The organism is Halomonas elongata (genome assembly GCF_029081005.1).
GTDB lineage: Bacteria > Pseudomonadota > Gammaproteobacteria > Pseudomonadales > Halomonadaceae > Halomonas > Halomonas elongata_B.
The window spans coordinates 85492-109541 of the sequence record NZ_JAJQTQ010000005.1; the positions used below are offsets into that span (position 1 = coordinate 85492).

Annotated in this window: 22 protein-coding genes; 9 read left to right on the forward strand and 13 right to left on the reverse strand. The window is 64.5% G+C overall.

The features are described from left to right. Positions 1-50: 50 nt before the first annotated feature. From LU493_RS05330 to LU493_RS05355, 6 genes are all read right to left on the reverse strand, one after another. Positions 51-1325, reverse strand: a complete 1275-nt coding sequence (locus tag LU493_RS05330; protein ID WP_275286760.1) for a TRAP transporter large permease — start codon at positions 1323-1325, stop codon at positions 51-53. A gap of 1 nt (position 1326) precedes the next feature. Next, on the reverse strand, positions 1327-1881 hold the full coding sequence (locus LU493_RS05335) for a TRAP transporter small permease (protein ID WP_275286761.1): 555 nt from the start codon (positions 1879-1881) through the stop codon (positions 1327-1329). Between the two features lie 65 nt (positions 1882-1946). Continuing rightward, on the reverse strand, positions 1947-2969 hold the full coding sequence (locus tag LU493_RS05340) for a TRAP transporter substrate-binding protein (protein ID WP_275286762.1): 1023 nt from the start codon (positions 2967-2969) through the stop codon (positions 1947-1949). 421 nt (positions 2970-3390) lie between these two features. After that, positions 3391-3831, reverse strand: coding sequence for a type II 3-dehydroquinate dehydratase (gene aroQ, locus LU493_RS05345; protein ID WP_275286763.1), 441 nt, complete (start codon positions 3829-3831; stop codon positions 3391-3393). Beyond that, positions 3828-4694 (reverse strand): shikimate dehydrogenase family protein, encoded by an 867-nt coding sequence (locus tag LU493_RS05350; protein ID WP_275286764.1) that lies wholly within the window; start codon positions 4692-4694, stop codon positions 3828-3830. Before LU493_RS05350 ends, aroQ begins: the two co-directional genes overlap by 4 nt. A 97-nt stretch (positions 4695-4791) precedes the next feature. Continuing rightward, positions 4792-6636 carry a bifunctional sugar phosphate isomerase/epimerase/4-hydroxyphenylpyruvate dioxygenase family protein gene (locus LU493_RS05355; RefSeq protein WP_275286765.1) on the reverse strand — a complete coding sequence of 615 codons (1845 nt, stop codon included), beginning with the start codon at positions 6634-6636 and terminating at the stop codon, positions 4792-4794. A gap of 531 nt (positions 6637-7167) precedes the next feature. Here LU493_RS05355 and LU493_RS05360 point away from each other — a divergent pair. Beyond that, complete coding sequence (locus LU493_RS05360; RefSeq protein WP_275286766.1) at positions 7168-7857, forward strand: HAD family hydrolase; 690 nt, start codon at positions 7168-7170, stop codon at positions 7855-7857. On the opposite strand, the gene glnE is transcribed toward LU493_RS05360, so the two are convergent. The 5 genes from glnE to LU493_RS05385 all read right to left on the reverse strand — a co-directional run bounded on the left by glnE (position 7843) and on the right by LU493_RS05385 (position 13586). Then, complete coding sequence (gene glnE / locus LU493_RS05365) at positions 7843-10836, reverse strand: bifunctional [glutamate--ammonia ligase]-adenylyl-L-tyrosine phosphorylase/[glutamate--ammonia-ligase] adenylyltransferase (RefSeq protein WP_275286767.1); 2994 nt, start codon at positions 10834-10836, stop codon at positions 7843-7845. The two genes, LU493_RS05360 and glnE, sit on opposite strands and share 15 nt — an antisense overlap. Before the next feature lie 84 nt (positions 10837-10920). Continuing rightward, positions 10921-11292, reverse strand: coding sequence for a diacylglycerol kinase (locus tag LU493_RS05370; RefSeq protein ID WP_275286768.1), 372 nt, complete (start codon positions 11290-11292; stop codon positions 10921-10923). Between the two features lie 11 nt (positions 11293-11303). After that, complete coding sequence (gene dacB / locus LU493_RS05375) at positions 11304-12755, reverse strand: D-alanyl-D-alanine carboxypeptidase/D-alanyl-D-alanine endopeptidase (protein ID WP_275286769.1); 1452 nt, start codon at positions 12753-12755, stop codon at positions 11304-11306. 85 nt (positions 12756-12840) lie between these two features. Next, complete coding sequence (locus tag LU493_RS05380; RefSeq protein ID WP_275286770.1) at positions 12841-13170, reverse strand: DMT family transporter; 330 nt, start codon at positions 13168-13170, stop codon at positions 12841-12843. Further along, entirely contained in the window at positions 13167-13586 is a 420-nt protein-coding gene (locus LU493_RS05385) for a PACE efflux transporter (protein WP_275286771.1), read from the reverse strand. The genes LU493_RS05380 and LU493_RS05385 overlap by 4 nt, the downstream gene beginning before the upstream one ends. Positions 13587-13698: 112 nt before the next feature. Between LU493_RS05385 and LU493_RS05390 the strand changes: the two genes are divergently transcribed. Continuing rightward, the gene (locus LU493_RS05390; protein ID WP_275286772.1) at positions 13699-14601 is read left to right on the forward strand and encodes a LysR family transcriptional regulator; all 903 of its coding nucleotides are present in this window, start codon (positions 13699-13701) and stop codon (positions 14599-14601) included. Positions 14602-14604: 3 nt separating this feature from the next. On the opposite strand, the gene trmB is transcribed toward LU493_RS05390, so the two are convergent. Further along, positions 14605-15297 (reverse strand): tRNA (guanine(46)-N(7))-methyltransferase TrmB, encoded by a 693-nt coding sequence (gene trmB, locus LU493_RS05395; RefSeq protein WP_275286773.1) that lies wholly within the window; start codon positions 15295-15297, stop codon positions 14605-14607. A gap of 187 nt (positions 15298-15484) precedes the next feature. Here trmB and LU493_RS05400 point away from each other — a divergent pair, with 187 nt between their 5' ends. From LU493_RS05400 to LU493_RS05430, 7 genes are all read left to right on the forward strand, one after another. Next, entirely contained in the window at positions 15485-17377 is a 1893-nt protein-coding gene (locus LU493_RS05400; protein WP_275286870.1) for a beta-ketoacyl synthase, read from the forward strand. Next, positions 17374-17853, forward strand: a complete 480-nt coding sequence (coaD, locus tag LU493_RS05405; protein ID WP_275286774.1) for a pantetheine-phosphate adenylyltransferase — start codon at positions 17374-17376, stop codon at positions 17851-17853. Before LU493_RS05400 ends, coaD begins: the two co-directional genes overlap by 4 nt. A gap of 185 nt (positions 17854-18038) precedes the next feature. Beyond that, positions 18039-18287, forward strand: a complete 249-nt coding sequence (locus LU493_RS05410; protein ID WP_275286871.1) for a YfhL family 4Fe-4S dicluster ferredoxin — start codon at positions 18039-18041, stop codon at positions 18285-18287. A 372-nt stretch (positions 18288-18659) separates the two neighbouring features. Beyond that, the gene (locus LU493_RS05415) at positions 18660-20189 is read left to right on the forward strand and encodes a C69 family dipeptidase (RefSeq protein WP_275286775.1); all 1530 of its coding nucleotides are present in this window, start codon (positions 18660-18662) and stop codon (positions 20187-20189) included. 130 nt (positions 20190-20319) lie between these two features. Continuing rightward, a complete protein-coding gene (locus LU493_RS05420) occupies positions 20320-21639 on the forward strand; it encodes an MATE family efflux transporter (RefSeq protein WP_275286776.1) in 1320 nt (439 codons plus the stop codon). Positions 21640-21755: 116 nt separating this feature from the next. Beyond that, a complete protein-coding gene (locus LU493_RS05425; RefSeq protein ID WP_275286777.1) occupies positions 21756-23066 on the forward strand; it encodes a short-chain fatty acid transporter in 1311 nt (436 codons plus the stop codon). 128 nt (positions 23067-23194) lie between these two features. Continuing rightward, positions 23195-23704, forward strand: coding sequence for an acyl-CoA thioesterase (locus LU493_RS05430; protein ID WP_275286778.1), 510 nt, complete (start codon positions 23195-23197; stop codon positions 23702-23704). Between the two features lie 40 nt (positions 23705-23744). Here the strand turns inward: LU493_RS05430 and LU493_RS05435 are convergent, their stop codons facing one another. Further along, positions 23745-23876, reverse strand: a complete 132-nt coding sequence (locus tag LU493_RS05435; protein WP_275286779.1) for an entericidin A/B family lipoprotein — start codon at positions 23874-23876, stop codon at positions 23745-23747. Positions 23877-24050 lie beyond the last annotated feature (174 nt).

The window sequence follows — 24050 nt, forward strand, 5'->3', positions numbered from 1 at the left end:
CGTTCCCGAGAGGAAACCTGCTACTCGACGATGCCAGCCCGACTCGCTGGTCAGTAACCAAGCAATGTCGGTAAACCGGTGACGGTAACAGGCACAAAGGTGATGATCAGCAGTACCAGCAGCTCCACCAGGAACAGCGGCAAGATCCGCATCGACAGGCGTCCCAGCCCGACCTTGGCCACCGAATCGGCGACGAACAGGCACAGCCCCATGGGCGGGGTGATCAACCCGATCATCAGGTTGAAGATCACGATGATGCCGAAGTGGACCGGGTCCACCCCCAGGCTCACCGCGATGGGATGCAGGATCGGCACCAGCACCAGCATGGCGGCGATGCCCTCGAGGATCATCCCCACCAGCAGGAACAGCACGATCACCGCCAGCAGGAAGGTCCACTGTACGGAGATGTAGGATAGCGTCAGCTCAGTGAGCAGATTGGGAACGCGGTTGTAGGTCAGCAGCCAATTGGCGGCTCCTACCGCAGCGATGATGATCATGATCACCGCGCTGTCGACCATGGTCCGCGAGAAGATTCCCGGCAGGTCCCTCCAGCTCAGCTTGCGGAACAGCACCGTGCCCACGAACAGCGCATAGGCGACCGCGAAGGCCGCGGCTTCGGTAGGCGTGACGATGCCCAGCAGGATAGCACCGACCACGAACACCGGCATCAGCAACGGGATGATGCCATCAACCAGGATGGTGCGCTTCTCCTCCTTGGGCATATCGACCTCGTGACGCTTCTCGTACTTGCTGGCAAACAGCAGCACGTAGCCTGACAGGAAGACCGCCAGCAGCACCCCGGGCACGATCCCCGCCAAGAACAGCGAAGGCACCGAGACCCCAGTCACGATCAGCGCATAGATGATCACCGGAATGCTCGGCGGAATGATCGGCCCGATCACCGAGGAGGCGGCGGTCAGCGCCGCGGCAAAATCTCGCGGATAGCCCTCCTTCTCCATCTCGGGAATGAACACTCGCCCCAACGCCGAGGTATCGGCCACCGCAGAGCCAGACAGTCCGGCGAAAATCACCGAGGCCCAGATGTTGACGTGGGCCAGGCCACCCTTGACCCGCCCGATCAGCACCTTGGAGAAGGCGATGATGCGCACTGTGATGCCGCTCTCGTTCATCAGCTCACCGGCCAGCACGAACAGCGGAATGGCCAGCAGAGCGAACGAGTTGAGACTCGAGAACATCTCGGTGGCTACGGTGGAGAGTTGGTAGGGGAAGCCGGCGGTGACCATGAAATACAGCAACGCGGCGACGATGGCGAAAGCGACCGGCACGCCGATGGCGAGGCCGAGCAGCAAGATGACGTAAACCATGTCAGGACACCTCGGAAGAGGGAGAGCACAGCGCCGCCAGGCGCTCGACGAGTTTGATCAATGCCGCGAAGGCGAGCATCACACCCCCCAGGCACAGCGCAAACTGGTAAGGTGCCAGGGTACCGAGAGCGGTGAGGAACTCCAGCCCGGTAGCATCGCGCAGGCTGCGAACCGGGCCACTGAGCCCGGAGATGCGCATGCCGCCGCGACTGGCCATGAAGAGGTAGCCCGACCAGGCCAGCAAGGCGCCGATCACCACCACCGCCAGGTCGACGATCACGAACAGTGCCTCGCGCACGCGGGCCGACAGGAAGTCGACGACGATGCCCAGGCGCACATGGCGGTCCTGCACATAGGCCAGCGCCATGCCGAACATCACGCCGTAGATGCCCAGGAAGACCGGCACCTGATCGCCCCAGGCCAGGGAACTGCCGAATACGTAGCGGATGAAGGCATTGGAGAACACGATCAGGAAAATCAGCGCCATGGAGAGTCCCGCTCCCAGAGCGAAGACTCCTGTGGCGACGCGCCGCGTCGTCCGAAAGAGGGTAGCCATAAGCGTTCCATCCAAAACAGGTGCGGAGGAGCACCGTGCCGGCTCACCAGCACGGTGCGGGAGGCTTATTCGTCGGCGGTGGCGGCGGCCACGGCCTCCTGGAGACGATCGACCCATGCCGCGTCGTCACCCAGATCGTCGCGCAACCACTCGATGACCGGCGGCTGAGCCTGCTCGCGGAACGCCGCCAACTCCTCAGGCTTCGGGCGATAGACCTGCATGCCCTCCTCCTGAACGGCCTTCAGGCCCTCGGCGGTGGTGAACTGCTGGATGGCCCGTCCCATGTTACCGGCGATTTCCCCGGCGCGTTCAAGCACCTGCTGCTCCTGCTCTGAAAGCTGGTTGAAGAACTGGTCGTTGATCAGCAGAAAGTCGGTGCCGTAGACGTGGCCGTCCAGGGTCATGTAGTCCTGCAGCTCATGCAGGTTGTTGTTGTAGATGGTACCTACCGGGTTCTCCTGGCCATCGACGACCCCGGTGGAGAGTGCCGTAGGTAGCTCGGACCAAGCGATCGGCGTGGGCTCGGCGCCCAGTCCCTTGACCATCTCCACGTAGAGCGGGATGTCCTGCACCCGGAACTTGAGGCCTTCCATGTCCTCCGGCGTGCGGATCTCGTGGTCGCTGTTGGTGAAATGGCGGAACCCGGTTTCGCCGTAGCCCAGGGTACGCAGGCCGGTCTGTTCGAGGCAGTGCTGTGCCAGGGCCTCGCCGAACTCGCCGTCGAGCACCTCCCAGGCGACCACCGGCGATTCGAACATGTAAGGGATGTCCAGCACCCCTGCGGCCGGACAGATCTTGGACATCGCGCCCGAGACCATCACCACCGGCGTCATGCCATCGATGGCCTGCTGGATCATCTCGTCCTCGTCGCCCAGCGAGCCGGCGGGGAACAGTTCCACCGTCAGATCGGTCTCCGCTTCGACGATATTCTTGAAGATCCGCGCGGCGGCCCCCTTCTTGGAGCTCTGCCAGTTGTCCGGGTCAACGTGGCCAAACCGAATCGTCTGCGGCTGGGCCTGGGCAACCGAAGCAATTCCGACGGCGAGGGCGGTGCCGAGGAAGGCAAGTTTGGCAGCTCTGAAGGTCATGGGTTATCCCCCTAGATTTGATTTGTCATCTTTATCGGTCACCGACGGTAGGGACGTCGGAGTTCGCCTTGCGAACTAAAGTGCACGAAACGAACACTAGAATTCCCCCGCCTGAGTGTCAACGCGCGACGCGGGGATTACGACCAAGGTTTAAGGCACATCGCTTTCTTCCTACCCCACATATCACAGTATGGCGTCCATGGCCGGCTCCTTCTCATCAGCGCCGCATGGGCGCCGGTGAGCAGGGGCTGGCAGCGAGAGGAGTCATGTGAGGCGATGAACGAGAGAGGTGTTGGCCCGGCGTTGCGGAAGCACACCCGCACGTCGGAGAGCGTCGCCACGGAACATGGCGGCGACACAAAAAATGCAACGACATTCCAGAAAGCAACCTCGCGAACAGCAGCTTCGCAGGGCCCGGCGCTCAGCCCGCCTTGATCAACGCCTCCAGGGCGGCGTGGTAGCCCTGGCTGCCGAGGCCGGCGATCACGCTGTCGGCGCGCAGCGAGACGTAGGAATGGTGGCGGAAGGTCTCGCGCTTGTGCACGTTGGAGAGGTGCACCTCGAAGACCTTACCGTCGAAGGCGTTCAGGGCATCGAGGATAGCCACCGAGGTGTGGGTGTAGGCCGCCGGGTTGATGATGATCGCCACGGTGCCGTCCAGTCGGGCGGCGTGGATGGCATCGATCAACTCGCCCTCGTGGTTGCTCTGCCGGCAGGCAATCTCCCAGCCATTGTCCGCTGCCCTCTCGTAGAGGGCGTTGTTGATGTCTTCGAGGGTCTCGTAGCCGTAGATCTCCGGCTGGCGGGTCCCCAGCAGGTTCAGGTTGGGGCCATGCAATACCAGCACCTTGCCCTTGCTCATGAATCGCTCTCCTTCAGCAGCTGCCGCTTGTAATGATCAAACAGCGCACCGGCCTGCACATCGGCCGCGGCGCGCTTGTCGGCATCCTCGCAGAACCGCTTGAAGGCGTCGACGCCCTGGAAGACGAACAGGCTGACGCCGCTCATCACTCCAGCGTCGGCCGCCTTGGCCGCAGCGATGAACTCGGTGACCGCCGGCACATAGACAGCGTCGAATATCCAGTGCCTGGACTCGATCAGCTCCTTGGGCAGCGGGCAGCCGGGGCTCTTCTCGTGGCCGATGGGCGTGCAGTTGACCAGGCCGTCGCAGTGCCCCACTGTCTCGGTCAGTTGATCCTGCGTGATCCAGGAAGCCGGAACCCCCTGCGCCTGCAACTCGCCGGCGAGCCGACGCGCCCTGGTCTCGTCGAGATCGAGCAGAACCACTTCGTCAGCATCCAGCGTGCCGAGCCCGAAAGCCACCGCTTTGCCCACGCCCCCAGTGCCGATCAGCAGCACCCGCCCCGGTACACGCTCGCCGAAAGTGGCATGAAAGCCACTGACGAAGCCGGTAAAGTCGGTATTCTCGGCGAAGATTTCACCGTCCTCGAACACCAGGGTATTGGCGGCACCGACCATGTACGCCCCCTCGGAGGCCTGATCAGCCAACTGCACGGCCTCCTCCTTCCAGGGGAAAGTGACGTTGACGCCACGATAGCCTCTGGCGATGACCCGACGCACCTGACTCTCCAGCGAGTCGATGGTCATCTCGTTGGCGTCGAAGAGATCATAGGTAACAGGAATGCCGGTCAGTTGGCCGAGCCGCACGTGCAGGTCCGGCGAGCTGGAGTTCATTATGGCTTTGCCGATCAACCCCAATTTCATATCATTGTCTCCTGAACGAGGATGAGCTTTCGGCGATCGAAACACTCACACGAAGCTCACCCGTCAACCTCCGGGCCGCCACCTACTCCGCGGGGCCTCAGTTGGCCTTGGACTGAGCCGCGAGGCGAATCCCCGCATTGGCCTCGCCGAACTGCTGGTAACCGCCACGCCGCTCGACGAGCTCGAAGAAGAAACGCCCCGAGAAGGTTTCGGTATAGGCATGGAAGAATTCACCCTCGTCGTTGCGATCATAGAGGATATTGCGAGTACGCAAGGCCTCCAGCAGAGCCTCGTCGAGACCGAAGCGGGCTTCCAGATCGTCGTAATAGTTGCGCGGGATCTTCAGCAACGGCAAGCCGCGCCCCTGAATCTCGTCGACGGTGGCGAAGATGTCGCGACTCTCGAAGGCGATCTGCTGCACGCCGCCACGGAATTCGCTGAGGAAGCGCCCGGGCTGGGTCTCCTGGGCCTGTGACACGGTGAGCGGCAGGCGGATGCTGCGGTCCGGGCTGACCACCGCCTGGCTGACCATCATGCCGCGCGGATCGACGATCTCGTTTTCCGCTTCGGCGGCAAAACCGAACACGGTGCGATGGAACAGCTGCCAGCCCAACAGTTGGGTAGCCGGCAGCACATAAGAAAGGTGATCGATACGTACCAACCCAGCCTCGTCACGGCTCTCCTGGTCGAAGAGTTCGAAGTCGGTCCGCCACTGCAGGTCCTCGGCAGCCTGGTCATCGACCAGGTAGACCAGGCTACCCTCGATGCCACGCAGCGCCGGGATTTCCATCTCGCCCTCTCCGACCTGACCGCGGAAACGCGGCGCCAGGAAGGCCCTGGCTCTGGCCTGCGATTGCTCCACGTCATCGACGCGAAAGCCCACGGCGCAGACCGAGGTCCCATGCAGCAGACGGAAAGTATGGGCGAAGCTGTCAGTCTCGAAATTGAGCACAAGGTGAATGTCACCCTGCTTCCACAGCTCGACGTTCTTCGAACGGTGGCGCCCCACGTGACGGAAGCCGAGCGCGCCGATGAATTCGCCCAGCGGCGCGGCACTCTCCTCGTCGAGGGTGAACTCGATGAAGTGGATGCCGTGGTAGTGCGGCGCCGGCGGAATCCGCCCCGCCCAGGGCCCGTCCTCGACCAGATTCTCGAGCCAGATCAGTGAGCGCAGGCCGTCCAGGGCGGTGATCTCGGTGGGCGCGGCGCGGAAGGCGTCGCTGAAGATCTCCAGCGACAGCGGGCCATCGTAGCCCGACTTGGCCAGCTCACGCATGAAGGCCTCCAGCGGCAGCCGCCCCTGCCCGGGAAAGCAGCGGAAGTGACGGCTCCACTGCAGCACGTCCATGTCCATCAGCGGCGCGTCGGCCACCTGCACGAAGAAGATCTTGTCCCGGGGAATTTTGCCGATCGCGGAGAGGTCGTGTCCCCGCGAGAGGATATGGAAGCTGTCGAGCACCACCCCCAGGTAGGGGTGATCGGCACGCCGCACCACCTCCCAGGCATCGCGGTAGTCGGAGATGTGGCGTCCCCAGGCGAGCGCCTCGAAGCCGATGCGGATGCCGCGCTTGGCAGCGCGCTCGGCGAGCTCGCGCAGGTCGGCAGCGGCGCGGTCGAGATCGTTGTCGACCTGGGGCGAAACGTTGCTGCAGACCAGCAAGAAGTCGGTGCCCAGTTGCTCCATGAGATCGAACTTGCGCTCGGCACGCTGCATGTTACGGCTGCGCTGGGGCTCGGGCATGGCCTCGAAGTCGCGGAACGGCTGGAAGGCGACGATGGTCAGCCCCAGCGAGGCACATAGCTCGCGAATCTCCTCTGGCGAGCCATCGAACGACAGCAAGTCGTTCTCGAAGATCTCTACGCCACCATAGCCGGCACGGGCGATGGCTTCGAGCTTGGTACGCAGATCTCCACTCAGGCATACGGTGGCGATGGCACGCATCAGAACCTCCTGGTCAGACGGATCGTGAGACCCTCGCCACATCTCCCTGATGGGGTCGTTCCGACGAGGCGAGTGACGCCCAATAATGTTCGCACAGCGTTCTTAAGTTCGCATTATGCACGAACTACAGGGGGTAAAAGCAAGCCACTCTCAGGACCGGATGCCTCTCAGCATAGAAGCCTATCCCCATAACCGGCCCGTTATCGGCACTCTTCTCCTCCCAGCCACGGCCTTTCACCTGCCAACGTGACCACACCGCCCATACCGCGGCATTGACAGATCTGGAAAGCGATTCTAGTTTGTTCGCCCAAAGTACGAAAGTTCGATTATCGTACTCACTGACATGATAAGCATCACGGGGTGATCGCCAATGCCATGGACCCAGTCCAACATGATCATTCTGGTATCGTGGGTGAACATCCCGAACGAACGGCGGGGAGGACTTCTCGCTGCCCAAGAGGCAGAAACACCCCCGGACCCAATCGAGACGCGGCCCCGAGCCAGCCGCGTTCGCGCGCAGCGGAGCCTGACGTGAGCGATTTCTTCTCCGATCCGGACAACGTCCTCGTCTTCGATTTCGACGGCGTGATCCTCGACTCGGCGAGCCTGAAGCGCGAGGCCTTCGCCGCCCTCTACAACGACCAGCCAGAGCCCCTGCAACGGGCAGTGCGTGCCTATCTGGGTCGGCGCGGCGGCCAGCCCCGGGAGGTCAAGTTTCGTCATATCGAGGCCCAGATCCTGGGCCGCACGGCCACCGACACATCCATCAATGAGCTCTGCCGGCGCTTCAAGGACAATGTCGAGCGACGTATCGTCGAGGCACCCGCCATTCCCGGGGCACTGAAATTCCTCGCGCGACATCGGGGTCGCCTGCCGATCTATCTGCTCTCCGCGACTCCCGAGCAAGAACTCAGAAACATCGTCTCGCAACGCGGCCTGACACCTTGCTTCGACGACGTCATCGGGTCACCACCGGATAAAGTCACAGGCCTTCACAACTTGCTGAATCGCCATGGCTACCGAGCAGAACATACGGTCATGATCGGCGATTCCTACAACGACTACCGCGCCGCCCGCTCCAACGGTACGGGGTTCATCGGCATCACTGCCGAGCCGGCAGCCTCGCCCTTCCCCGATGATGTCGTGACGGCTCTCGACCTATGCGGCCTGGAAGCCGCACTCGCGACCTGGTACCGCCACGGGGACTCAGGTAGCGACTGACCCCGGCTCGAGCAGCCGTTCCCATACCGCAATGACGGCATCGCGGTGTAACTGGAAGTCCTCGACCCCGCCGCGGGCCGGTTCGCGGGTCAGGGCCGAGCGATGGGACGCCGTGCGGCAGGCCAGATAGGCCTCGCGCAGCCGGCGGCAATCGTCGGCCGGCAGTCGGCCGGTCTCCTCGAGGGTCTCGAGGATGCGCATGTTGTCGCTGTAGGTCAGCAGCTCGGGCGTCTCGTGCCCCATGGCGAGCACCGCGTACTGGCACAGGAACTCGATGTCGACCATACCGCCCGGGTCGTGCTTGAGATCGAAGCTGTCGGCATCGGCCTTGCCGCCCAGGTGCTCGCGCATCCGGTTGCGCATGGCCACGACCTCCCCCCGCAGCTCGCCGAGGTCACGTTCGCCGCCGAGGATATCGCAACGCACCTTGGCGAAACGCTCGCTCAGCGTTTCGTGGCCCGCCACCACACGCGCTCTGACCAGGGCCTGATGCTCCCAGGTCCAGGCTTCGCGGCGCTGGTAATCGGCGAAGGCATCGAGACTCGAGACCAGCAGGCCCGAGTTGCCCGAGGGACGCAGACGCATGTCGACCTCGTAGAGGCTTCCTGCCGGCGTCATGGCAGTGAGCAGGTGGATGATGCGCTGGCCGAGCCGGGTGAAGAATACCGCGTTGTCGATGGGCCTTGCTCCGTCGGTGCTGCCCTGCCCGGCGCCATCGTGCAGGAACACCAGGTCCAGGTCGGAACCATAGCCGAGCTCGATGCCGCCGAGCTTGCCGTAACCGATGATCAGAAATTCCGGCACCTGGTCGCAACGCCCGCCATCTCGACGTTCGGGGAAACCATGCTTGCGCGTCAGGTGCTTCCAGGCCATGGCCAGCACCGCCTCGAGAACGACTTCGGCGATATAGGTCAGATAGTCGCTGACCTTCATCAGGTGACGGGTGCCGGCGATGTCCGAGGCGGCAACGTGCAGCACCTGGGCGTGCTTGAAGACCCGCAACGCCTCCAGCTGACCTTCTTCGTCATCCTCGGGAATCCGCCCCAGGGTCTGGCGCAGCTCATCGGCCAGACGCGTCTTGTCCGCCGGTGTATAGAGAGTATCCGGCGTGAGCAGTTCGTCGAGCAGGATGGGGTAGCGCGCCAGTTGCTCGGCAATCCAGGGGCTGGCGCTGCACAGCCGCATGAGATGCTCCAGGGCCACCGGGTTCTCGCGCAGCAACGCCAGATAGGCGGTGCGTCGCAGCACCGCCTCGATCAACGGCAGCACCCGCTCCAGAGCCGTATCGGGCGCATCGCTGTCCGCGGCAGCCTCCAGCAGCAACGGCATCAGGGCATCGAGACGCTCGAAGCCGATGCGCTGCATGGCCTGGACCTGCCGGGAGCGGCGCAGCGCCATCAACCGGCGCAGGCTGGCATCGGCCGCGACGAAACCGCCCGTCTCCAGCAGAGCCATGGCCTCCTCGTCGCTTTCATGGCCGCGCCACAGGGCGCGCCACTCATCCAGCTCGACGCCGCCATCCGCCACGGGCGCCTGATCGTTGTGCTCCGCCTCTTCCTCGGGCTCGGCGATCACCGCATCGAAGTGCCGACGTACGCGTGCCCGGACCTCGTCGAGTCGCGCCATCACCGCCGGCCAGTCTTCCATGTCCAGTCCCAGGGCGACGCGCTCGCGTTCGAGCTCGCCATCGGGCAGGGTCTGGGTCTGGCGATCCTCGAGGGCCTGCAGGATATGCTCCAGGTCACGCAGGAAGCGATAATCCGGTTCGAGTTCGTCGACCACCTCTTGCGGCAGCAACCCCAGCCCCGGTAAACGCTCGAGCGCAGTGCGCAACGAGGTCACCTGCAGTTCCGTGTCACGCCCTCCGCGGATCAACTGGAAGGCCTGCACCACGAATTCCACCTCGCGGATGCCACCGGGGCCGAGCTTGATGTTGTCCTCCATGCCACGGCGCTTCACCTCGCGGTTGATCATCGACTTCAACTCGCGCAGCGATTCGATGGCACCGAAGTCGAGGTACTTGCGATAGACGAAGGGCCGCAGGCTCGCCAGCAACTCATCGCCGGCATCCCGATCACCGGCGACCGGCCGCGCCTTGAGCATGGCGTAGCGTTCCCATTCACGCCCCTGATCCTGATAGTAGCCGGCCAGGGAGGCGAAGCTGCCGACCAGGGGCCCGCCATCCCCCAGGGGACGCAGCCGCATGTCGACTCGGAAGGCGAAACCGTCGGCGGTCACCGCATCCAGCGCGGCGATCAACTTCTGGCCGAGCTTGGTAAAATATTCCTGATGCGCCAGCGACTTGCGCCCCCCCTGGGTCTCGCCCTTCTCCGGAAAGGCGAAGATCAGGTCGATGTCGGAGGAGAGATTGAGTTCGCCGGCCCCGAGCTTGCCCATGCCCAGTACCACCAGGCGCTGCTCGCTGCCGTCGGCCCGCACCGCAGGACGCCCCCAGCGCGGCTCGACGTGGGTCTCGAGCCAGGTCAGGGCCGCATCCAGGCATACCTCGGCCAGGCGCGACACGGCACCGCTGGTGCCCCACATGTCGAGGCCCTCGGGGCGTGTCAGGTCGCGCCACACGATGCCCAGCATGCGAGCCTGCCGAAAGCGACGAATGGCGGCATGCATGGCCGCTTCATCCTCGACGTCCTCGAGGCGTCCTTCGAGCGACTCGCGCAGTACCGCCTCGGACGGCGCTTCATCCAGCTCGCCTTCGGCGTCCAGGTGGGCGAGCCAATCGGGATGCCGTACCAGTGTCTCCACGGCAAAGCCGGAAACGGCCAGCACCCGGGCCAGTTGTTCGCGCCGACCGGTCGACAGTGCCGTCCAGCACTCGCTGGGCGCCTCCTGCCCCTGCATCGAGGCCAGGTTGTCCGCTTGCTCGAGCGAAGCAGCGAGGCGCTCCCAGGCATGTCGCAACGCCGTGGCCGGCGGTTCGGGAATGGCATCCAGGGGCAGGAAATCGGCAGGCAGGGCCATGGGCGTCTCATCGTCGGCTGGCGAATGCCCTCAGCATAACCAAGCCGGCGCCTCCGACACTAGGCGTTATCCGAAAAGCGCCCGTCAGCCCAGGAGCTTGTCCCACAACAGCAGCCCCCAGGTCAGCCCGGCGAAGATCAACGCCAGCATCACCGCGGCCGAGCCGATGTCCTTGGCACGCCCGGAGAGCTTGTGACGCTCGGGCCCGATGCGATCCACCACGCTTTCGACGGCGGTGTTGAGCAGCTCGACGATCAGCACCAGCAGGCAACTGCCGACCAGCAGGATCCACTCCACCGGCGACCCACCGACCCACCAGGCCAGGGGTATCAATACCAGGCAGAGGCCAAGCTCCTGACGAAAGGCCGATTCATAGCGATAGGCCGCCTTGAACCCCTTCAAGGAATAGCGGGTGGAATGCACCAGGTGGCGCCAGCCGGTGTGTCCAGGTTTCATGGTCGGGGTTCCTAGTGGGACTCGATAAGTTGGGCCAGATCCTCGGAAAGGCGTTCCAGCACCATTGTCCAGTTGAGATAAGGGGTCGACTCGGTGCCGTTGACCAGCACGGTGAAGGCGCCCCATCGGTTCGATTCCGTACGGAAGTAGCCGGTGATCGCCCGCACCCTCACCGGCTCGTTGAGGGTGCCGGTCTTGATCATCACGCGATCCTGGAAGTTTGCCGGCCCCTTGCGGATGAAACGCATCACGCCACTGCTGGGCGACTGCAGGCCGGCCACGAAACTGGGAAACAGCGACGGTTGGTTGAACATGTAAGCCAGCAGGCCATTCACGCCACTGGCGGTGGTCCGATTCTCCGGCGTCAGGCCGCTGCCGCTGCGCAGCGTCAGGGGGCCATGCCCCGGGATGCCGGCGGCGAAGGCTTCGATGGCCGCGCCTCCCTGCTCCAGGGTCGGGCGCGGCCCCGTCGCCATGTCCAGCGCCAGGACATCGGCCATGAAATTGTTGGAGTAATTGAGGGTCCGCAGCAGGATCTCCTGGAGGGGCTTGCCGTCCACCGCTGCCAGTTGTCGTGACGAGGCCGGCGGCTTGACGGTGCTGGTGGCATGCCCACCGCGAACCCGAATACCGGCACGCTCGAGCATCGCCTTCAGCAATTGCGCGGTCTGGTCGGCCGGATCGGCGCTGGCACGGTAGAGGTCGCGAGGATAGGCGTTGGTGGAAATCTGACCGCTGAGGCGCATCACATCACCGCCACCCTCGGTCAGTCGCAGGGCCGATAGCTGGGTCCCGCTATCGGCGGCCCTGGTGTCGACCCGATTGTCGATGCCCGGCAGCAGGACCTTGCTGTCGCAGCCGGTGACCGCCGCGGACGTGCCGGGTGCCGCTCCCGGCGCGACATTCACGCACCAGCTGCCGAAATTGACGCCCGCCGAAGAGAGCAACGCACTATAGCTGTTATCCACTCGACGGCGCGCCTGACAGCGATCGGCGGTGATGCAATCCACCGGGCCAAAGCGCCATTGACTGACCACCAGCCGGCCGGTCACCTCGCGCACGCCGGCCTGGTGCAGTCGCTGCACCAGCCGCCACAGGTCTTCGCTGGTCAGTGCCGGATCGCCGCCGCCGTCGAACACCAGATCGCCGCCAAGCACCCCATTGGCATCGGGCTCGGCGGTACTGACCAGGCGAGTGGTAAAGCGGTGCTGGGGACCGAAGCGATCGAGGGCCGCCGCCGCCATGTACACCTTGGAAACCGAGGCCGGCGACAGCGAAAGCGTCGGCGACAGGCTTGCCAGGACCTCGTCGGATCGGTCCCCCGTCCCCAGCAGGCGTGCCTCGGCACTGATGCGAAAGCCGTCGTCGGTCAGCGTCGAGAGTCGCGAAAACCCCGATGCCATGGCGGACAACGGCAGCAATGACAAGACCAGCAGACAGCAGCTCAGCGTGCGATGAAACATGATGGCATCCATGCAGCGTGATTCGGGCGACGTGGCGACACCGCAGTTTACCCGGGCATGGGAAGCGTTTCGACCGTGCGTCGGCTCAGTGCGCCACCGACGAAGAAAATATCTGAATCACCGCCACGCCGCCGATGATCAGAGCCATCCCCACCACCGCCGGTAGATCGGGGCGTTCGCCATAGACCACCATGCCGACCAGCGTCACCAGCACGATGCCGAGCCCTGCCCAGACGGCATAGGCGATCCCCACCGGCAGGGTACGGAACACCAGCGTCAACAGATAGAAGGTCGTGACATAGCCCACCACCACCAGCACGCTGGGCCAGAAGCGCGAAAATTCATCCGATGCCTTGAGGGCTGATGTCGCCACCACTTCGGCGATGATCGCCAGGGCGAGAAACACATAACTCATCCGCACTCTCCCCGCGCCAGTCGCCGGCGCATGACATGATCGAAAGCCGTGTTGAATACCATGGCATAGGCCAGAAAGAACAGCATGAAGCCGAGATCCAGCCAGAAAGCCTCGATGATCCCGATACCGAGCCACCAGGCCACGGCCGGCAGCGTCATGATCAACAGTCCCAGCTCGAAGCCGAAGGCTTGGGCCAGGCGCTGGACGAGGGTACGTCGACGCGTCGGCACCCAGATATCGAAGAGCCGGTTCCATACCAGGTTCCAGAGCATGGCGGCACTCGCCAGCCCCACCGCCAGCACGCCGATCTCGCCCAGACCGTGACCGGTCAGCCAGCTCGCCAGCGGCGTCACCATCACCAGCCCTCCCATCTCGAAGAGCAGGGTGTGCGTGACCCTTTCCTTCCAGGAACGCATCGTGACCTCCTCACCCACATCGTTCGGGCCGACATGGCCTCGACGTGACGCCCCATTCTCGTCATCATGGCGATGGATGCGAGTTGGAATCCATCACTTTTTCAGATAGGTCATGAACGTCATGCGCTGGAGCATCGACCAGCTCGAGATCCTCATCGCCTGCGCCGAACGGGGTTCCTTCTCGGCGGCGGCCCGCCACCTGGGCCGAGCCCAGTCCGCGATCAGCACCGCCATCGCCCACCTCGAGACCGACCTCGACTGCCAGCTGTTCGACCGTACGGGACGAATGCCCCGTCTCACGGAAGCCGGCGAGGCGCTACTCCACGAGGCCCGGGCCGTGATCCGCCAGTGTCAGCGACTCGAGTCCCGGGCCCGTGCCATCGGCCAGGGCGAGGAGGCCCGGCTGGTCCTGGCCATCGACGAGGCCCTGGTGGAAATGCCGCCGGTGGACGAAAGCCTGGAAGCGCTGGCCGGCCACTACCCGTCCCTGCAGTTGACGCTGCTCTACGGTGCCCAGGGCGATATCGCCGGCTGGGTGGAAGACCGCACCGCCGATCTCGGCATCCTGCTGCGCCAACAAGGCCAGGGGCCGCTACTGGAAGGCATCCGCATCGCCCATCTCCAGCAAGCCCTGGTCGTGGCACGCCACCACCCGCTCGCCGGGCTCGCTGCCCCCTCGGCAGGGGATCTGGCCGGACATCGTCAACTGCTGATCGCCTCGCGCAGCGAAGGCGATGCCTGGCAACCGCTGAGTGCCCAGTTCTGGCGCCTCAACAGCTTCTACTCCATGGCCGAACTGGCAACCCGGGGACTCGGCTGGGCCCTGGTGCCACAGCACATCGCCCAGTATCCGCCCTTTCGCGACGACCTCATCCACCTGGCCAGCGACGCCCTCGGCACACCGCCGGTCATCGAGGTCGAAACGGTCTCCCGCCGTGACGGCGGACGCGGGCCCATCGCCCAGTGGCTGCAGCGTACCCTGGGAGAACGCTTTCGTGATCATCGACTCAGGTGAGTGTCATCGCGCCGCTGGCAGCAGTTCGGGACGATGCGGCAGCTCGGTCACCAGCCGCCAGAGCGACTGCCCACTTTGCCGATACTTGCCCTCGAAGGGCGTCAGCGGCTCGCCGTCGGGCTCGAACGCCTCGACCCGCCCCTCGACGCCGGTGGCCTGTCGCAGCGCCAGAGCGAACTCCTCGACGTAGAGCCGCCAGTTGGAGCGCAGTTCGAGCCGCCCACCCAGGGCCGGAATGACCGGAAACACCGGATGGCCATGCCAGCGCATCTTGAGATGCACCGACTTGGGATAAGGATTGGGATACAGCAGGTAGTGCCGCGCCGGCCGCCAGCCTTCGGCCAGCCCCAACCGCCAGAAATCGACCAGGTCGGCACGCACCAGCAGGGCGTTGTCGGGCAAGGTGCCATGATCCCGCGACAACCGATCGGCACTGCGATCGACGCCGATCACCGCGCATTCGGGATGTGCGCTGGCCAAGTGGCGGGTCGACAGCCCCACCCCGCAACCGGCGTCCAGGATCAGCGGCATGTTCGCCCGGGCGGCGCGCCAGTGCTCGGCTCGCTCGAAGGCCTCTCGGGTATGCTCGGCCACGGGCTTGCGCAAGGGATGCTGCAATGCCCGCTCGACGCGACGATTCAGGTCCCGGTGAGGGCCGGGCTGATTGGAGACGATGGCGCGGGAATGTCCAGTCATGAAAGGAACCGATGGCGAAGGCGACGGTCGGGCATTCTAGCAGCCACCATCGCCCCGGCGCAGCGGCCCGGCATGACGCCGTGGCGGGCCGGGTGCTATGATCCATGGCCTATCGAGAGACGATTCTGCCCTGTTATTTCAATCCAACGAGGAACCCGGCTTGTCACACTTACCGGTGATCGTGGGCATGGGCGGCGTAAATCCCGCCGGCCGCACCTCGGGCCATCAGGCGTTTCGCCGCACCGTGCTCGACGCCCTGCCCGATGATGACCAGGCCCAGACCCTGCTCGGCCTGGCGGCGATGATGCGCCTGGCCGACGCCCAGGCCGACGGAGCCTGGCACGACGCCGAAGGCCATCCCCTCGACGCCGCCACTCTCGTCGAGCGCACCCGCCAGCGTGTACTGGACCATACCCTGATCCGACGCATCGAGGATCCCCGCTTCAACGCCGAGGGCTTGCCCGCCAATCGCCGGGCGACGCTCGCGCTGGACACGCCCTTGACGTTTCGCGTGCGCCGTCGCCAGTTACCCGACGACCTGCCGCCGACCTGGCAGGTTCGCGAGATCGACCGCCGAAACATGGAAGTCACGGTGCCGGCCGGCGAGATGGACGTCATGCTGCCCGAGACCCGCCCCGCCCAGGTGCGCGCCGCCGGCCAGCTGCCCTCGGGCTTCGAACCCAGCCGCTTCTACCGCAGCGTTCACCACCCCCGCGGGCTCTCCATGGCGATCTTCGCCGCCAGCGACTGCCTGGGCGACAGCGGCCTGGTCTGGGATGACCTGCGCGACCGCCTGGATCCCGACCAGATCGCGGTGTACGCCGGCAACTCCATCGGCCAACTCGACGATGAGGGCTGGGGCGGGTTGCTCAAGAGCTTCGTCTCCGGCAAGCGGGCCACCTCCAAGCAGATGCCGCTGGGCTACGGGCAGATGCCCGCCGACTTCCTCAATGCCTACGTACTGGGCAGCGTGGGCGGCACCGGCGCAGCGCTGGGCGCCTGTGCCAGTTTTCTCTACAACCTCCGACTGGGCGTGGACGACATCCGTGCCGGGCGCCGCCGCATCGTGATGGTCGGCACCGCCGACGCACCGATCACCCCGGAAATTGTCGAAGGCTTTCGTGCCATGGGCGCGCTTGCCGATGACGACAGCCTGCGCGCCCTGGACGCGCTGGAACTGCTGACCGACGCCGACTACCAGCGAGCCTGTCGCCCCTTCGCCCGCAACTGCGGCTTCACCATGGGCGAATCCAGCCAGTTCCTGATGCTGATGGACGACGCCCTGGCCCTGGACGTCGGGGCCGAGCTGCTCGGCAGCGTGCCCGATGTCTTCGTCAACGCCGACGGCTGGAAACGTTCCATCTCGGCACCGGGTATCGGCAACTACATCACGCTCGGCAAGGCGGCATCGCTGGTGCGCGACATGCTCGGCGAAAACGCCCTGCGGCATCGCACCTTCCTGCATGCCCACGGCACCAGCACGCCCAAGAATCGCGTCACCGAATCCCACGTCTTCGACCTGGTCGCCCAGGCGCATGGCATCGAGGACTGGCCGGTGACGGCCATCAAGACCTTCGTCGGCCATTCCCAGGGCGGCGCCGCCGGCGACCAACTGGCCAGCGCCCTGGGCAGCTTCGCCCATGGCCTGCTGCCGGGCATTCCGACCCTCGACGCCGTGGCCGACGACGTCCACACCGACCGGTTACGCTTCTTCCGCGATCCTCTGGCCTTCGAGGCAGACGCCGCCTTCATCAACGCCAAGGGCTTCGGCGGCAACAATGCCACCGGCGTGGTGCTCTCCCCCGGGGTCACCGAGCGCCTGCTCGCCGCCCGCCACGGCGAGGCCGCCATGAACGATTGGCGCGCCCGTCGCGAGGGCACCCGAGAAACCGCCGCCGCTTACTGCCGCGATGCCGACCGCGGTCATTTCGCGCCCCGTTACCGCTTCGGCGAGGGCGTGCTCGAGGGCCCCGAGCTCGACGTCGGTGATGACGCCATTCATATCCCGGGCTATGCCCAGCCGGTCTCGCTGGCCGTGGACAATCCCTTCGGCCGGCTCGACGACGGGGAGGACTCATGAGTACCGCCGTTTATCCCGGAACCTTCGACCCCATCACCAACGGCCACTACGACCTGATCGAACGCGCGGCGCGCCTCTTCGACCACATCGTGGTAGCCATCGCCTCCAGTCCCGGCAAGTCGCCGGCCCTGGACATCGATGCGCGCATCACCCTGGCCCGCAAGGTGGTCGAGCACCACGACAACGTGGAAGTCGTCGGTTTCTCCGGCCTGCTCACCGAATTCATGCGCCAGCGCCAGGCCCGCATCCTCCTGCGCGGCCTGCGCGCGGTGTCCGATTTCGAGTACGAGCTGCAACTGGCCAACATGAACCGCGCCCAGATGCCGGAGCTGGAGACCGTCTTCCTGACACCGGAAGTGGAAAACTCCTATATCTCCTCCACCCTGGTGCGCGAAATCGCACGCCTCGGCGGCGATGTGTCGCAGCACGTCCACCCCGATGTCGCCGAAGCGCTCAAGAATCGCTACAATACCTGACCGAAGTACTCGGGCTTATGTGCCCGACATCGATTTGCTCAATTCCCGTTTAGCATCTTGTGAGCTGAAGCCAGACAAGGCGAAGTCGAGCACGCGGCGCCGTTCAGGCGTACTGAATGAGCGCCTTGACCGAGACGTCAACGCCCCGTATGGCCGATGCGCAGCAGATTTTCATGAGGCGTTCCATGGCCCTGATGATCACCGACGAATGCATCAACTGCGACGTCTGCGAACCCGAATGCCCCAATGACGCCATCTCGCCGGGGGAAGAGATCTATATCATCGACCCCGATCATTGCACCGAATGCGTCGGCCACTACGACGAACCGCAGTGCCAGCAGGTCTGCCCGGTCGACTGCATCCCCCTCGACCCGGAACGCAAGGAGTCCCGGGAAGAACTGATGGAAAAATACCGGATCATCACCGCGGCCTGAGAGGGTGTTTACAAAAGTCACGAGCGACGGCCAGACAAGGCGAAATTAGGCGAGAATGCGGAGTTTATCCGTACTAAATGAGCACTTCGAGCCGAATTTCAACGCAGTATGGTCGAGCGCAGTAATTTGTAAACACCCTCTGAAGAAGGCTCTCGCCTTCCCCCTTGAACAGGCCCGACCACTCGCGACACGGCCAGACTCCCGGCAGCCCCTCGTCGCGGCGTTCCATCGCCCCTGTCTCCCCCGATTGATTGAGCTAAGCTTGATCCGAGGCAACAACGTCCGGCAAGCCGGTGTTCTGGCAGTCTTTCCATGCCGTCCTGCAAACACTCTGGCTTCCATGATCGGCGACAAACCACCGAGGAGACATTCATGTCCTTGCGCTACCCCGCAACATCCATGCTGATCGCCCTGTCGGCTCTGGCCACCAGTCCTGCGGTCTGGTCGAGCTATGCCTTCTACGTTGGCAAGGACTTCACCGAAAGCGGTGCAGTGATGATCGGCGGGACCGGCGAAGAGGTCTCGAGCCACTGGCTCGAAATCGTGCCGGCCGAGGACCATGACAGTGACGCAACCCTGTCCGTGGGCGTCACCCGGGATGCCTCCATTCCTGGCAAGCTTCTCGACATCCCGCAGGAGTCTCATACCTACCGCTACCTTTCCATGTCGTACTCGGACTATGTCGGTTTCCCCGCGCCGCTGACCAATGGCGGCGTCAACGAGCATGGTGTGGCGGTGCGTGACGTCTGGGCGACCAACCGCAGCGAGTTGATCGACATGACGCAGACGCCGCAACGCGGCCCTCAGTACAGTGACCTGGCCCGGCTGGTCATGGAGCGGGCAAGGACGGCTCGCGAGGGGGTCGAGCTGATTGGCGAGCTGATCGAGCATCATGGTTACTCCACCTATGGCGGGAATACCCACTTGATCGCCGACGACAAGGAAGGCTGGGTCGTTTGGGAGTTTGCAGGCAGCCAGGGGTTATGGGCCGCCGAACGGCTGGGACCGGATGAAATCCGAGTGCTTTATCCCGGCTATATCGAGGATTTTCCCACGGATTACCGGGACAATCCGGACTTCATGGGCTCGGACAACCTGGTGAGCTTCGCCGAAGAGCAGGGCTGGTACGATGGCTCGAGCGACTTCAATGTCTTCGAGGTCTACGGCCGGCAGGACACCGAGGCCCGCACCGGTGGCTACAAGTACATGACCCAGGCGGAACTGGAGCAGGCCGTCGAGGAGATGGCTCCCGTCACCGAGCGCGATATGATGGCCCGCGTCCGGGATCCTCGTATTGCCGATGATGAGGCCGGCTATGGGCAAGTGATCAGTCTCTTCGGCGATACCGACAGCGACCTGATCCGCGCCTGGGTAGCCCCGACAGGTTCCGTGGCCGCCCCCTTCGTGCCCTGGTGGCTGGGTGTCCAGGAGATACCACAGGAATATGGCCAGCACCGTTACCTGACCAAGGGAGCCGCGTCCCACTTCCTCAATCCGGACTTCCAGGTTCAGGAGGCCGCCGATTTCGCCGGACGCCGCTTCAAGCAGGTGATGTACCTGACCTGCGAGAAACCCGATACCTTCCTGCCCCGTATCACCGCCATGCTGGAAGGCTTCGAGCAGCAGAGCTTCGAGGACCTTGCCTGGGTCGAGACATCGGCCCGGACGCTGATCGAGCAAGACCAGCGCGATGCTGCCAGGAAGCTCCTGACTCACTACAGTCAAACCCGCGCCGCCGACGCGATGACACTGGGGGATACCCTGGTCGACTGGCTGACAGCCTCTCTCACGCTCGAGGGCGGTCGTCGAGCCCCCGAAGGCGCATTGATCAATGATCCGGGCGGCGAAACCGTCAACTGCCTGGCCGACGCCGATCCCGACAAGCCCAAGGACGCCCAGTAACGGCACCGGCAACGCCATGAAAAACTGAGTCGATCCATGAAACGGCTCTCGTTGACCACGAGAGCCGTTTTCTTGCCCAGACGAGCTATCTCCCCCATCCTGTCGGGCTCGCTGAACCTCCGGAGCCGTCGTGTCATCTTCCGATCCCGCCCATCGGCGCATCTGGTCACTGGCCTGGCCGATCATTCTCTCCAACATCACCGTACCGCTGCTCGGCCTGGTGGATACCGCCGTGGTCGGACATCTGTCGGACTCTCGCTATCTGGCCGCGGTCACCCTGGGCGCGACCCTGTTCGGCTTTCTCTACTGGGGCTTCGGCTTCCTGCGCATGGGCACCACCGGCTTGACCTCCCAGGCGTCGGGCCGCGGCGACGACGAAGGCGTACGCAACCTGCTCGGCCAGTCGATGCTGCTGGCGCTGGGCATCGGCCTCGTGCTGATCCTGGCGGGCGGCCCGTTGGTCGAGATCGGTCTCTGGCTGCTGGACGGCAGCGCCGAAGCCACGGCGCTGGCGGGCGAATACGCGCGGATCCGGCTATGGTCGGCGCCAGCGGTGCTGGCCAACTATGCCATCCTCGGCTGGTTCCTCGGTCAGCAGAATTCCCGGGTAACGCTGATCATCCTGGTACTGACCAACGCCGTGAACATCCTGCTCGACCTGCTCTTCGTGGTCGGACTCGGCATGACCAGCGATGGCGTGGCCTGGGCCACGGTCATCGCCGACATCAGCGCCCTGGTGGTGGGGCTCTGGCTGGTCAGCCGTCAACTACGCCGGCTCGGCGGCCGCTTCCGGCGCGAGCGGCTCCTGCGTCTCGACGCCTACACCGAGCTCTTCCAGGTCAATGCCAACCTCTTCGTGCGCACCCTGGGACTGCTGTTTGCCATGGCCTTCTTCACCGCCCAGGGGGCGGCTCAGGGCGATACCATTCTGGCCGCCAATGCGGTGCTGTTGCAGTTCATCATGCTCACCTCCTACGGGCTGGACGGCTTCGCCCACGCCGCCGAAGCCCTGACCGGCCACGCCGTGGGCCGTGGCCGCTGGCGGGAGTTCGCCCTGGCGGTACGCGGCGCGACCCGGTTCTCGCTGCTGACCGCCGGCGGTGCCGCCCTGGCCTTTGCGCTGGGCGGCCAGTGGTTGATCGCGCTGCTCACCGGGCTGCCGGACGTTCGCGCCAGCGCCGACGAGTACCTGCCCTGGGTGGTGGTCATGCCGCTGATCGCAGTGTGGAGCTACTTGCTGGACGGCGTCTTCATCGGCGCCACGGCGATTCGCGAGATGCGCAACAGCATCTTCATCGGCCTGGCCGCCTACCTGCCCGTCTGGTGGCTCACCCAGCCGCTCGACAATCACGGCCTTTGGCTGGCCTTCACCGTCTTCACCGCGACCCGCTCGGCCGTACTGATCGCCTATTATCGGCACTATCGTCGGTGGCACTGGCGTGATGCCTGAACGGGTCCCCGACCTTGAACTTTGGTGGCTTTGACAGCTCTCGTGAAGTCGGGCAACTTGATGCTGCCAACTCACTGATCTGACAAAAATTCTCGTCGCCTAGAGGCCAAGCTGCCATGCTCAAGTCACTGTCGCGCCCAGCCGTCAAACTGGTCGAGCGGTATCTCCCTGACCCTTACATCTTCGTGCTGCTGCTGACGGTGATCGCCGCCGCTGCGGCCATCGCCGTCGAGCGTCAGACACCCCTGGCGGTCCTGCGCTTCTGGGGCGACGGGTTCTGGAACCTGCTGTCATTCTCGATGCAGATGCTGCTGGTGCTGGTCACCGGCTTCATGCTGGCCAGCTCGCCCCCCGTCAAGCGCCTGCTGCAGCGCCTGGCCGGCCTGGCCAACAACGCCGGCGCCGCCATCATCCTGGTGACCCTGGTATCGTTGGCCGCCAGTTGGATCAACTGGGGCTTCGGCCTGGTGGTGGGCGCCCTGTTCGCCAAGGAACTGGCCCGCCAGATTCGCGTCGACTATCGCCTGCTGGTCGCCAGTGCCTACTCCGGCTTCATCGTCTGGCATGGCGGGCTGGCCGGCTCGGTGCCCCTGACCATTGCCACCGATGGCCATTTTGCCGCCGAACAGATCGGCGTCATCGGCACCTCCGAGACCATCTTCTCGCTGTTCAATCTCGGTATCGTGGTGGTGCTGTTCATCGCCATGCCGCTGATCAATCGGATGATGCTGCCCGATGAAAAGGACAGCGTGTACATCGACCCGAGCCTGCTGGACGAGGAAGAAGAACGTCGCGTCCGCATCACCCGGCCGGCGGAGCGTCTCGAGAACAGCGTGACCCTGGCCTGGCTGGTCGGCATCCCGGGGCTGCTGTTCCTGCTCGACCACTTCGTGCTGCGCGGCGGCGGCCTCAACCTCAACGTGGTCAACTTCCTCTTCCTGTTCCTGGCCATCGTCCTGCACCGCACGCCCCGCAGCCTGCTCGAAAGCCTGCACGAAGCGATCAAGGGCGGCGCCGGCATCGTCATCCAGTTTCCCTTCTACGCCGGGATCATGGCGATCATGGTGCAATCCGGCCTGGCCGAGACGCTCTCCGGCGCCCTGATCTCGATGGCCTCCGAGGCCTCGCTGCCCTTCTGGAGCTTCATCAGTGCCGGCATCGTCAACATCTTCGTCCCCTCCGGCGGCGGCCAATGGGCCGTGCAGGCACCGGTCATGCTGCCGGCCGCCGAGGCACTGGGCGTGGACATTCCTCGCATCGCCATGGCCGTGGCCTGGGGCGACGCCTGGACCAACCTGCTGCAACCCTTCTGGGCCCTGCCGGTCCTCGGCATCGCCGGCCTCAAGGCCAAGGACATCATGGGGTTCTGCCTTATCCAGCTGCTGCTGACGGGGGTGATCATCGCCGCCGGCCTGACCTGGCTCTAGCCATTGTCTGAAAACTGCCTGCGCTCATCGACTTTTCGGACAGTGGCCATGGAAGCACTGCGCGCCCGCTCCCCTTCAACGGGGGGCGGGCGTTATGCTGTAGGCAACCATCGCAAGAGAACCCGCAAATGACCGAACACGCGCTACCCGGTCAGCACGAACTCTCCATGACCGTGCTGATGACCCCCGATATGGCCAACTTCAGCGGCAAGGTCCATGGCGGCGCCATCCTCAAGAAACTCGACGAGGTCGCCTATGCCTGCGCCAGCCGCTATTCGGGTCACTATGTCGTGACGCTGTCGGTGGACCAGGTGCGCTTCAAGCAGCCGATCCATGTCGGCGAACTGGTCACCTTCCTGGCCAGCATCAACCACGTGGGTCGTTCCTCCATGGAGGTCGGCATCAAGGTGGTGGCCGAGGACATCCAGAACAAGTTGATCCGCCACACCAACAGCTGTTACCTGACCATGGTCGCGGTGGACGAGGCGGGCAAGCCGGCCGGCGTTCCGCCCCTGACGCTGGCGACCCCCGAACAGCGGCTGCGCCACGAAAAGGCGGCGTTGCGCAAGAAACTGCGCAAGCAGGCCGAGGAAGAAGAGGAGCGGCAGACGCGGGCAGCGCACGACGCCAGGGAGTGAGCCACGGCCCGGCTTGCCGGGCCGTGACGCAGGCAGAGCATCAGGAGGATGAGTCCTGAATGGCCTCACCACCCCGTTCGATGTCCTGACCGACACCTCGCACGGTATTGCACCCCGCGAGCAGCGACAGAGTGAACAGGGTGATCATCATCAGAGAAAGGGTCCGTTTCATCGGGCTCTCCTTGTCACGGCTAGGTAGGGGAAACGGCTGAGCTCCTGGCGCATTGCCTTCCTCTCAGGGCTTCCGGGACAGGATGCTACTCGTTCAATCTAGCAGGATCGGCGATCCTGCACAGCCCCTCATCGCCATCCTGTCCCCCTCGCGGCGGGGCTATGGCATGCTGGG

What these genes read in the sequence shown, in the direction of transcription:
- LU493_RS05355 (WP_275286765.1), bottom strand. Translation starts at nt 6,636, where the DNA reads ATGCGTGCCATCGCCACCGTATGCCTGAGTGGAGATCTGCGTACCAAG.
- LU493_RS05435 (WP_275286779.1), bottom strand. Translation starts at nt 23,876, where the DNA reads ATGAAACGGACCCTTTCTCTGATGATGATCACCCTGTTCACTCTGTCG.
- LU493_RS05340 (WP_275286762.1), bottom strand. Translation starts at nt 2,969, where the DNA reads ATGACCTTCAGAGCTGCCAAACTTGCCTTCCTCGGCACCGCCCTCGCC.
- LU493_RS05380 (WP_275286770.1), bottom strand. Translation starts at nt 13,170, where the DNA reads ATGAGTTATGTGTTTCTCGCCCTGGCGATCATCGCCGAAGTGGTGGCG.
- LU493_RS05385 (WP_275286771.1), bottom strand. Translation starts at nt 13,586, where the DNA reads ATGCGTTCCTGGAAGGAAAGGGTCACGCACACCCTGCTCTTCGAGATG.
- LU493_RS05415 (WP_275286775.1), top strand. Translation starts at nt 18,660, where the DNA reads ATGTCCTTGCGCTACCCCGCAACATCCATGCTGATCGCCCTGTCGGCT.
- glnE (WP_275286767.1), bottom strand. Translation starts at nt 10,836, where the DNA reads ATGGCCCTGCCTGCCGATTTCCTGCCCCTGGATGCCATTCCCGAACCG.
- trmB (WP_275286773.1), bottom strand. Translation starts at nt 15,297, where the DNA reads ATGACTGGACATTCCCGCGCCATCGTCTCCAATCAGCCCGGCCCTCAC.
- LU493_RS05335 (WP_275286761.1), bottom strand. Translation starts at nt 1,881, where the DNA reads ATGGCTACCCTCTTTCGGACGACGCGGCGCGTCGCCACAGGAGTCTTC.
- LU493_RS05390 (WP_275286772.1), top strand. Translation starts at nt 13,699, where the DNA reads ATGAACGTCATGCGCTGGAGCATCGACCAGCTCGAGATCCTCATCGCC.
- LU493_RS05425 (WP_275286777.1), top strand. Translation starts at nt 21,756, where the DNA reads ATGCTCAAGTCACTGTCGCGCCCAGCCGTCAAACTGGTCGAGCGGTAT.
- LU493_RS05330 (WP_275286760.1), bottom strand. Translation starts at nt 1,325, where the DNA reads ATGGTTTACGTCATCTTGCTGCTCGGCCTCGCCATCGGCGTGCCGGTC.
- LU493_RS05350 (WP_275286764.1), bottom strand. Translation starts at nt 4,694, where the DNA reads ATGAAATTGGGGTTGATCGGCAAAGCCATAATGAACTCCAGCTCGCCG.
- LU493_RS05430 (WP_275286778.1), top strand. Translation starts at nt 23,195, where the DNA reads ATGACCGAACACGCGCTACCCGGTCAGCACGAACTCTCCATGACCGTG.
- dacB (WP_275286769.1), bottom strand. Translation starts at nt 12,755, where the DNA reads ATGTTTCATCGCACGCTGAGCTGCTGTCTGCTGGTCTTGTCATTGCTG.
- coaD (WP_275286774.1), top strand. Translation starts at nt 17,374, where the DNA reads ATGAGTACCGCCGTTTATCCCGGAACCTTCGACCCCATCACCAACGGC.
- LU493_RS05410 (WP_275286871.1), top strand. Translation starts at nt 18,039, where the DNA reads ATGGCCCTGATGATCACCGACGAATGCATCAACTGCGACGTCTGCGAA.
- LU493_RS05370 (WP_275286768.1), bottom strand. Translation starts at nt 11,292, where the DNA reads ATGAAACCTGGACACACCGGCTGGCGCCACCTGGTGCATTCCACCCGC.
- LU493_RS05400 (WP_275286870.1), top strand. Translation starts at nt 15,485, where the DNA reads ATGGGCGGCGTAAATCCCGCCGGCCGCACCTCGGGCCATCAGGCGTTT.
- aroQ (WP_275286763.1), bottom strand. Translation starts at nt 3,831, where the DNA reads ATGAGCAAGGGCAAGGTGCTGGTATTGCATGGCCCCAACCTGAACCTG.